The following is an 8,919-nucleotide window of genomic DNA, read 5'->3' on the forward strand; positions in this document are numbered from 1 at the left end:
AGTAAAAATGGGCGGTGCAGCACAGGCGGCCTGATGCAGGCGAATGCCAGAGTGAGCTGAACGCATAACATTACTCTTGTTCCCTTCGCGGGTACTAACCCGATCAGGTTCCGCGGATCCCGAATTAACGGTCTCAGCCTGGCGTAATCTTCGCGAGAAAATTATGCGCTAGGCACTCCGACAAGAAGCCTCAATATAGGAGGCGTTTTTTGAAACTACAACTAAAACTACAATTAAAACTACAAACAGGTGCAGAGTTTTAATGTGACAAAGCGTTAAGCCGGTCTGGCGAGATGTTCTTCATTTGCAGGTGGTTTTTCTTCATGATTGCTGCGGTCAAATGCCAGAATAATCAATTGATCTTCCAGCTGAAAACGCGCATCCAACGCTTCACCTACATCGGATAATGCATAATGAAATGCGAAAGCATTGTCATCATCAATATCATTTTCAGTGTAACTATCATGGAAAGCCATGATAGCTTCAGTGTTCAGCTCCAGTGCAGGGTATATTTTCGCAGCCTGCAATTTTATCGGACTGTTCGCACCTTCGACTTCATCAATGATCCGCTGATACAGATGGAAATGACCGGCTGAAAGATAGTCCACCAGGTTATGGCAAAAGTTATCCAGCGCTTTTTCGTTGAGAGGGGTATGTTTTTCTTTATTGGGTTTCAGGCCGACCAAAGTGCAGTACGAAACCAGCAGCTCTTTGCGCGCGTGCAGCCATTGATCCACTAACTCATTACTGCCACCAACGCGTTGGGTCAGTCTTTCCAGACGATTTAGCATGGTTGACTCCGTGAGCGATAAAAAAGTAACTAAAAGTTACTAATATGTGAATATCTTACTCAGATTGTCAGTCCCGACGAGGTTATGCAACAACAATTATGGAATTACAGATTACTGAGCAACATAACGGCTGGTGGGTTATCAGCCAGGAAGGCAAGCTGTGGCTGCCTGAGGGCGAACTGCCGTTTGGCAGCGCCGCACAATATTCTCTGACCGGTAAAACGGCGCGTCAGATTGGCGAATGGCAGGGTGAACCTGTCTGGCTGGTCCGTCAGACAATGCCAAATCATATGGTTTCCGCCCGTCAGCTGCTGGATCAAGATCGCGGATTATTCCAGCTGGTCGGGCGCGGTGTGCAGCTGTCAGAGTTTTATCGTTCTCATAAGTTCTGCGGATACTGCGGGCATGAAATGCACGTCAGTAAGACCGAGTGGGCCGCACTTTGCGGGAATTGTCGCGAACGCTATTACCCGCAGATTGCACCCTGCATCATTGTAGCAATCCGCAAAGGTGATGAGATTTTGCTGGCGCAGCACGTCCGTCATCGTAATGGCATTCACACGGTTCTGGCTGGCTTTGTTGAAGTCGGTGAAACACTGGAAGAAACCGTGGCTCGCGAGGTCATGGAAGAAAGTAATATCCGCGTGAAGAATGTCCGTTACGTCAGTTCCCAACCGTGGCCGTTCCCCAATTCGCTGATGATGGCATTTATGGCGGATTACGACAGCGGCGATATTAAACACGACCCGAAAGAGCTGCTTAACGCTGACTGGTACCGCTTTGACCAGCTGCCACAGCTGCCACCGCCCGGCACGATTGCCCGTCGTCTGATTGAAGACACAGTTGCGCAGTGCCGCGCAGAAAGCGAAGACGACGAGGTCTAGCGTCAGTTTTGCGTGATAGAATGCCGTCATATGATTGTCGGGCGGCCCGAATATTGAAGGAAAGAGCAAGAATGAATGAGTTGAAAAACGACCGTTACCTGCGTGCTTTGTTACGTCAGCCAGTGGACATTACACCGGTGTGGATGATGCGTCAGGCTGGCCGTTATTTGCCGGAGTACAAAGAAACCCGTGCTGAAGCCGGCGATTTTATGTCGCTGTGTAAGAATGCCGAACTGGCTTGTGAGGTGACTTTACAGCCGCTTCGTCGCTATCCGCTGGATGCAGCGATCCTGTTCTCCGACATCCTGACCATTCCTGATGCGATGGGGCTGGGGCTGTATTTCGAAGCCGGTGAAGGCCCGCGTTTTTCTTCGCCACTGACCAATCGTGCTGATGTCGAAAAGCTGCCGGTTCCGGATCCTGAAATGGAGCTGGGCTATGTGATGAACGCCGTGCGTACCATCCGTAAAAACCTGAAAGGTGAAGTGCCGCTTATTGGTTTCTCCGGTAGCCCGTGGACTCTGGCGACGTATATGATTGAAGGCGGTAGCAGCAAAGCCTTTACCAAAATCAAAAAAATGATGTACGCCGATCCGTCTACCTTGCACCTGTTGCTGGATAAAGTGGCCGACAGCGTCATTCTTTACCTTAATGCTCAGATTAAAGCGGGCGCGCAGTCGGTGATGATTTTTGACACCTGGGGCGGCGTACTGACACCTCGCGATTACCGCGAGTTCTCCCTTAACTACATGCACAAAATCGTCGATGGCCTGATCCGTGAAAACGAAGGCCGCCGTGTGCCGGTGACCTTGTTTACCAAAGGCGGAGGCCAGTGGCTGGAAGCGATGGCGGCAACGGGTTGTGACGCGCTGGGTCTGGACTGGACCACCGATATTGCTGAAGCGCGCCGTCGGGTTGGCGACAAAGTGGCGATTCAGGGCAACATGGATCCTTCCATGCTTTACGCCTCACCGGTGCGGATTGAGCAGGAAGTGGAAACCATTCTGGCTGGTTTCGGCAAAGGTAATGGCCATGTGTTTAATCTTGGCCACGGTATCCACCAGGACGTTCCGCCAGAAAATGCCGGCGCTTTTGTGGAAGCGGTACACAGCTTGTCCCGCCAGTATCACGAGTAACATGGCGTTATGATCGACACGCGCGCGTTACGTGAAGAGCAACGGATCCTTGCAGATCAGATAGAACTGCAGGATCCGCCTGAATTCACTACACCGTCGTTGATCGCCGGTGTGGATGTCGGGTTTGAGCAGGGCGGTGAAGTCACCCGCGCGGCGGTCGCTGTTCTGAGTTATCCAACTTTGGAGCTGGTCGAATATCAGATAGCCCGCATTCCGACCGTCATGCCCTACATTCCTGGTTTCCTTTCTTTCCGTGAGCTTCCCGCACTTTTACAAGCCTGGCAGCAAATCTCATCGCACCCTGATCTGGTTCTGGTTGACGGGCAGGGGATCGCGCATCCGCGGCGCCTCGGTGTCGCCAGTCATTTTGGCCTGATGATTCACGTGCCGACCATTGGTGTGGCGAAAAGCCGTTTATGCGGGCAGTTCCTGCCGTTAGGTGAAGCGCTACACAGCAGACAGGGGCTGTATGAAGGCGATGAACAGATTGGCTGGGTGTGGCGAAGCAAGCTACGCTGTAATCCATTGTTCATCTCGCCTGGTAATCGGATCAGCATGGACTCCTCTCTTTATTGGGTGGAACAATGCATGCGGCAATATCGGCTGCCGGAACCGACCCGTTGGGCTGATGCCGTGGCATCAAACCGGGCGTCGTTTCAACGCTGGCAACGCTTGAGTGATGATCTTTAGGAATCAAGGAATAGGGATATTGATTTATTTCAGGTAAACTCCCGCGCAGAAAAGTTAACGAGATCAACTCATGTTACGTAATCCAATTCATTTACGTCTCGAAAAGCTGGAAAGCTGGCAACACGTGACGTTTATGGCGAGCTTGTGCGAACGCATGTACCCGAACTATCAGGCATTTTGCCTGGAAACCGGGTTTGGCGAAGCACAGCTTTACCGTCGTATCCTGGACTTAATCTGGGAAACGTTGGTGATAAAAGACGCCAAGGTCAATTTTGACTCACAGCTCGAAAAACTGGAGGAAGCGGTGCCTTCTTCCGATGATTACGATCTCTACGGGGTTTATCCGGCGATTGATGCGTGTATTGCATTAGGCGAACTGATTCATTCGCGTCTGAGCGGCGAAACGCTGTCTCATGCGATTGCGGTGAGTGAGACGTCAATTCGTACTGTCGCGATGCTGGAAATGACTCAGGCAGGTAAAGAAATGACCGATGAAGAACTCAAGGTCATTCCTGCCGTTGAAGAAGAATGGGACATCCAATGGGAGATTTTTCGCCTGTTGGCTGACTGTGAAGAGCGTGACCTGGAATTAATAAAAGGGTTACGTTCTGACCTGCGTGAAGCCGCTGTCAGTAACATCGGCATAAATTTAGCGCAATAAGGCAATAAAACGTGATTTAACGCCTGATTTGTCGTGCCTTAAGGCTTCACATCCGCACCCTGTCTGGTCTACATTTGGGGTGCGTAAAAAAAGTGGCTATCGGTGCGTGTATGCAGGAGGGTGCTGTCAATCGGCATATCCGTCGCACTCGATGCTTTGCAAACGATAAACACACTGTAAAGGATAACTTATGAACAAGACTCAACTGATTGATGTAATTGCGGACAAAGCTGATCTTTCCAAAGCACAGGCCAAAGTTGCTCTTGAATCTACTCTGTCTGCTATTACCGAGTCTCTGAAAGAAGGTGATGCTGTACAATTGGTTGGTTTCGGGACTTTCAAGGTAAATCATCGTAACGAGCGTACTGGTCGTAACCCACAGACTGGTAAAGAAATCAAAATCGCAGCTGCAAACGTGCCTGCGTTCGTTTCTGGTAAAGCTCTGAAAGACGCTGTTAAGTAATTGCTTGCAGTGAAAAGAATAAGCGGAGGGGTTTTTAGGCCCCTTCAGTTTATCACCCCCAGGCTGGTAGCAGGTTTACTGGTGCTCGGTCTGGTGGGTTGTAGTTCTGATAAAGGTCCTGAGTTATTCTTTGCCAGCGGTTATGTTGCTGATCAGGGAATCAACCGGCTCTGGCGTGAAGATACCGCCCAGCACGAGCCTCAAACCATTCTCAACGTCTATAGCCCCTATTTCGGCGGCGATACGATCATCACCCGATACGAATTCCAGCAGGGGCAATTGCACCTGATTAAAGAAACTCATGCCACCAAAACGGATTTGGGCGTCATGCTGCGTTTTGACGAGGGTGGCAATGTCAGCTTTATGCAGCGACAGCTCCCGGAGCGTCGGGAAAAATTATCCTCTGATGAAATCGAACGCTATAAATATGAAGCGTCAAAAATCCTCGACCTGAGCAATGCGCTGCAGGCAGGCAATGTCCGCCTGGTTCAGGCTCGCTGGCGCAAAGGCATCATAACGACCTGCGCAGGTGAACAAGTGACGCCGGCGCTGACTGTCCGTTCACAGGTCTGGCTGGCGAAACGAGCCAGTCGCAGTAATGATAATCTGGGGCTAGCCTGGCTGACGGCACCGCAGGGCAACGAGCTGTTGCTGGTCGCCAATGAAGATTTCTGTAAATGGGAACCGAAAGAGTCTGACCTCTGATCCCGTTTTGATAAAAGAAAAGGCACGCCGAAGCGTGCCTTTGTTGATCGTCGGGACGGAAAAAATTAATGATTACGTTCGCGGTCGATAGCGCGATAACCGATGTCTTTGCGGCAGAAGCTGCCTTCCCAGTGAATATCTTTTGCTAAATCATAAGCGCGTGCCTGAGCCGCTTCCACGGTTTTGCCCAACGCCGTCACACACAATACGCGGCCGCCATTCGTTACCACACGTTCATCCTGCAAGCGGGTTCCGGCCTGGAAGACTTTGCCATCTGGCACCTCTTCCAGCGGCAGGCCGTGGATAACGTCTCCGGTTTTGTAATCGGCAGGATAGCCACCTGCGGCGAGCACGACACCCAGCGACGGGCGCGGATCCCACTCGGACGTTTTATCGCCAAGACGACCTTCAGCACCGGCGAGGCAAAGATCCACAAGATCTGAGCGCAGACGCAACATGATCGGCTGAGTTTCCGGATCGCCGAAACGGCAGTTGAACTCGATCACTTTCGGCTGGCCGTCAGCTGAGATCATCAGACCTGCATACAGGAAACCGGTATAAGTGTTGTTTTCTGCCGCCATGCCACGAACGGTCGGCCAGATAACCTGATCCATGACGCGCTGATGAATTTCATCGGTCACTACCGGCGCCGGAGAATAAGCGCCCATGCCGCCGGTATTCGGGCCGCTGTCGCCGTCACCCACGCGTTTGTGATCCTGACTGGTCGCCATCGGTAACACATTGGTACCGTCGACCATAACGATGAAACTGGCTTCTTCGCCGTCGAGGAATTCTTCAATAACAATGCGATGGCCTGCATCGCCGAAAGCATTGCCCGCCAGCATGTCGTGAACGGCGTCTTCCGCTTCTTTCAACGTCATCGCAACAATGACGCCTTTACCTGCTGCCAGACCGTCAGCTTTGATAACAATCGGCGCGCCTTTGCTGCGCAGATAAGCCAGCGCAGGTTCGATTTCAGTGAAGTTCTGATAATCAGCGCTTGGAATGTTATGGCGAGCCAGGAAATCCTTAGTGAAAGCTTTAGAACCTTCCAGCTGCGCGGCTTCCTGCGTCGGGCCAAAGATTTTCAGACCGGCTGCGCGGAAAGCATCCACCACACCAATCACCAGTGGCGCTTCAGGGCCAACAATGGTCAGGCCGATGTCATGACTTTTAGCGAAAGCCAGCAAACCGGCGATGTCAGTGGCGGCGATGTCCACGTTTTCCAGCAACGGCTCCAGCGCGGTACCGGCATTGCCAGGCGCAACAAAGACTTTATCAGCAAGAGGTGACTGCGATGCCTTCCATGCCAGTGCATGTTCACGCCCGCCGTTACCGATAATTAAAATATTCATTCGAAGACTCCGGTGAGCGGGCGCATCGCACCCGCTAAAAGAAAATTAATGACGGAAGTGGCGCATGTCGGTGAACAGCATCGCAATGCCGTGTTCGTTTGCCGCGGCGATCACTTCATCGTCACGGATAGAACCGCCAGGCTGAATAACGCAGGTGATGCCTACTGCTGCTGCTGCATCGATGCCGTCGCGGAACGGGAAGAAAGCATCAGAAGCCATGACAGAACCGGCGACTTCCAGACCTTCGTCGGCGGCTTTAATTCCGGCAATTTTAGCGGAGTAAACGCGGCTCATCTGGCCAGCGCCGATACCGATGGTCATTTTGTCACGTGCATACACAATGGCGTTGGATTTCACGAATTTTGCGACTTTCCAGCAGAACAGCGCATCTGTCAGTTCCTGCTCCGTCGGCTGGCGCTCTGAAACCACGCGCAGATCAGCTGTATCAACCATACCCAAATCGCGATCCTGAACCAGCAGGCCGCCGTTAACACGTTTGAAGTCCAGTGCTTTCTGACGATCTTCCCATTGCCCGCAGGTCAGTATGCGAACGTTTTGTTTGGCTGCGGTCAGGGTCAGAGCTTCGGCACTGACAGATGGCGCAATGATCACTTCTACAAACTGACGGCTGATGATGGCTTTTGCTGTTTCGGCATCCAGTTCACGGTTGAAGGCAATAATGCCGCCGAAAGCGGATGTCGGATCAGTCTGATAGGCGCGCTCGTAAGCTGCAAGAATGCTGTCACCGATGGCCACGCCGCAAGGATTGGCATGTTTAACGATGACGCAGGCCGGTTCAGCAAATTCTTTCACACATTCCAGTGCGGCATCGGTATCCGCAATGTTGTTATAAGAAAGCGCTTTGCCCTGAAGCTGGGTAGAAGTGGCAACCGAAGCTTCGCTGACGTTCTCTTCTATATAGAAGGCCGCGTTCTGATGGCTGTTTTCGCCATAACGCATATCTTGTTTCTTTATATAGCTAAGATTCAGTGTGCGCGGGAACTGTCCGGAAGCGGATTCGGTATCGCCGTGATAAGCCGGCACCATGGTACCGAAGTAGTTGGCAATCATGCCGTCATAAGAGGCCGTGTGCTCGAAAGCTTTGATCGCCAGATTGAAACGGGTCGCCAGCGTCAGTGAGCTGCTGTTGGAATCCATCTCTTCTATAATAGATGCATAGTCGCTGCTCTTAACCACGATGGCGACGTCTTTGTGGTTCTTCGCCGCTGAGCGAACCATTGTCGGGCCACCGATATCAATGTTTTCTACTGCATCTTCCAGTGAACAGTCCGGGCGCGCGACGGTTTGTGCGAACGGATAAAGGTTAACGACCACCATGTCGATTGGCGCAATGGAATGCTGCGCCATAATTTCATCATCTTTCCCGCGACGACCGAGAATGCCGCCGTGAACTTTCGGGTGCAGAGTTTTGACGCGTCCATCCATCATTTCCGGAAAACCGGTGTAGTCAGACACTTCAGTGACTGGCAGGCCGGCTTTAGCCAACAGACTGGCAGTTCCGCCAGTGGAAAGTAATTCAACGCCACGCGAAGAAAGGGCCTGGGCGAATTCTACGATACCGGCTTTGTCAGAAACACTGAGCAGGGCGCGGCGGATTGGACGAGATTGTTGCATGGTGGTTGTATCCTTGGCTTTGGAGTCGCAGTAAAGATCGTTATCGGAGTTCAGTGACGCTTTTCTTCTCTCCTTCTCTTTATATAGAGAAAATTATTGAGAGCAATTTGCAGAAAACGCGGGACTGAGCTCGGATAACTCCCCTCCGGCAACCGGTATTTCATTTATTACCCATAAAGGGCTGCGAAAACTGACGCGCGAAATTGTAGCGAAAACGATTGCGCGACGCTCGCAAAATTTGAGATTCCTGTGCTCCTGTGGATAAATCTGTGTAAAACACGGTATAAGCAGTGTGTTTGCTGTGTAATGCAGCAAACAGTGATTTTTCTTAAAATTAGCCCTTGCGGCCTGCTGAGAACTCCCTATAATGCCGCTCCATCGACAGGGAACAACGTGAACAACATCACGAAGTAACCGGGTCGGAAAGATTAAAAACAGCGGCAACCGGATGAAATAAACGGTTGACACTGAATGAGGAAAGCGTAATATACGCCACCTCGAGTTAGCAAGCGAAAGCGCGTAACTCACTGCTCTTTAACAATTTATCAGACAATCTGTGTGGGCACTCACAAGACGATATCAGCCACTTCGGTGGCAAA

General features: G+C 51.5%; 9 protein-coding genes and 1 riboswitch. Of the genes, 6 read left to right on the plus strand and 3 right to left on the minus strand.

Annotation, left to right across the window (positions count from 1 at the left end):
• Positions 1-63 precede the first annotated feature (63 nt).
• Positions 64-190, minus strand: a riboswitch (TPP riboswitch).
• Positions 191-275: 85 nt separating this feature from the next.
• Entirely contained in the window at positions 276-791 is a 516-nt protein-coding gene (rsd, locus tag UC15_RS11390; RefSeq protein WP_112288552.1) for a sigma D regulator, read from the minus strand.
• Positions 792-889: 98 nt separating this feature from the next.
• Between rsd and nudC the strand changes: the two genes are divergently transcribed.
• From nudC to UC15_RS11420, 6 genes are all read left to right on the plus strand, one after another.
• The gene (gene nudC / locus UC15_RS11395) at positions 890-1,675 is read left to right on the plus strand and encodes an NAD(+) diphosphatase (RefSeq protein ID WP_112288553.1); all 786 of its coding nucleotides are present in this window, start codon (positions 890-892) and stop codon (positions 1,673-1,675) included.
• 71 nt (positions 1,676-1,746) lie between these two features.
• Positions 1,747-2,811 carry a uroporphyrinogen decarboxylase gene (gene hemE, locus UC15_RS11400; RefSeq protein ID WP_112288554.1) on the plus strand — a complete coding sequence of 355 codons (1,065 nt, stop codon included), beginning with the start codon at positions 1,747-1,749 and terminating at the stop codon, positions 2,809-2,811.
• A 9-nt stretch (positions 2,812-2,820) separates the two neighbouring features.
• Positions 2,821-3,501: a deoxyribonuclease V gene (gene nfi / locus UC15_RS11405; protein WP_112288555.1), complete on the plus strand. Its 681-nt coding sequence runs from the start codon at positions 2,821-2,823 to the stop codon at positions 3,499-3,501.
• Positions 3,502-3,571: 70 nt separating this feature from the next.
• Positions 3,572-4,162, plus strand: coding sequence for a YjaG family protein (locus tag UC15_RS11410; RefSeq protein WP_112288556.1), 591 nt, complete (start codon positions 3,572-3,574; stop codon positions 4,160-4,162).
• 190 nt (positions 4,163-4,352) lie between these two features.
• The gene (hupA, locus tag UC15_RS11415) at positions 4,353-4,625 is read left to right on the plus strand and encodes a nucleoid-associated protein HU-alpha (protein ID WP_013577396.1); all 273 of its coding nucleotides are present in this window, start codon (positions 4,353-4,355) and stop codon (positions 4,623-4,625) included.
• A gap of 51 nt (positions 4,626-4,676) precedes the next feature.
• Positions 4,677-5,330 carry a DUF1481 domain-containing protein gene (locus UC15_RS11420; RefSeq protein ID WP_181955600.1) on the plus strand — a complete coding sequence of 218 codons (654 nt, stop codon included), beginning with the start codon at positions 4,677-4,679 and terminating at the stop codon, positions 5,328-5,330.
• 65 nt (positions 5,331-5,395) lie between these two features.
• On the opposite strand, the gene purD is transcribed toward UC15_RS11420, so the two are convergent.
• Together purD and purH are read right to left on the minus strand one after the other, a co-directional pair.
• On the minus strand, positions 5,396-6,685 hold the full coding sequence (purD, locus tag UC15_RS11425; RefSeq protein WP_112288557.1) for a phosphoribosylamine--glycine ligase: 1,290 nt from the start codon (positions 6,683-6,685) through the stop codon (positions 5,396-5,398).
• 45 nt (positions 6,686-6,730) lie between these two features.
• A complete protein-coding gene (purH, locus tag UC15_RS11430; RefSeq protein WP_112288558.1) occupies positions 6,731-8,320 on the minus strand; it encodes a bifunctional phosphoribosylaminoimidazolecarboxamide formyltransferase/IMP cyclohydrolase in 1,590 nt (529 codons plus the stop codon).
• Between the last annotated feature and the right edge of the window lie 599 nt (positions 8,321-8,919).

Origin of the sequence: Rahnella sp. AN3-3W3 (assembly GCF_003263545.1) — a bacterium.
Taxonomy (GTDB): Bacteria; Pseudomonadota; Gammaproteobacteria; order Enterobacterales; family Enterobacteriaceae; genus Rahnella; species Rahnella variigena.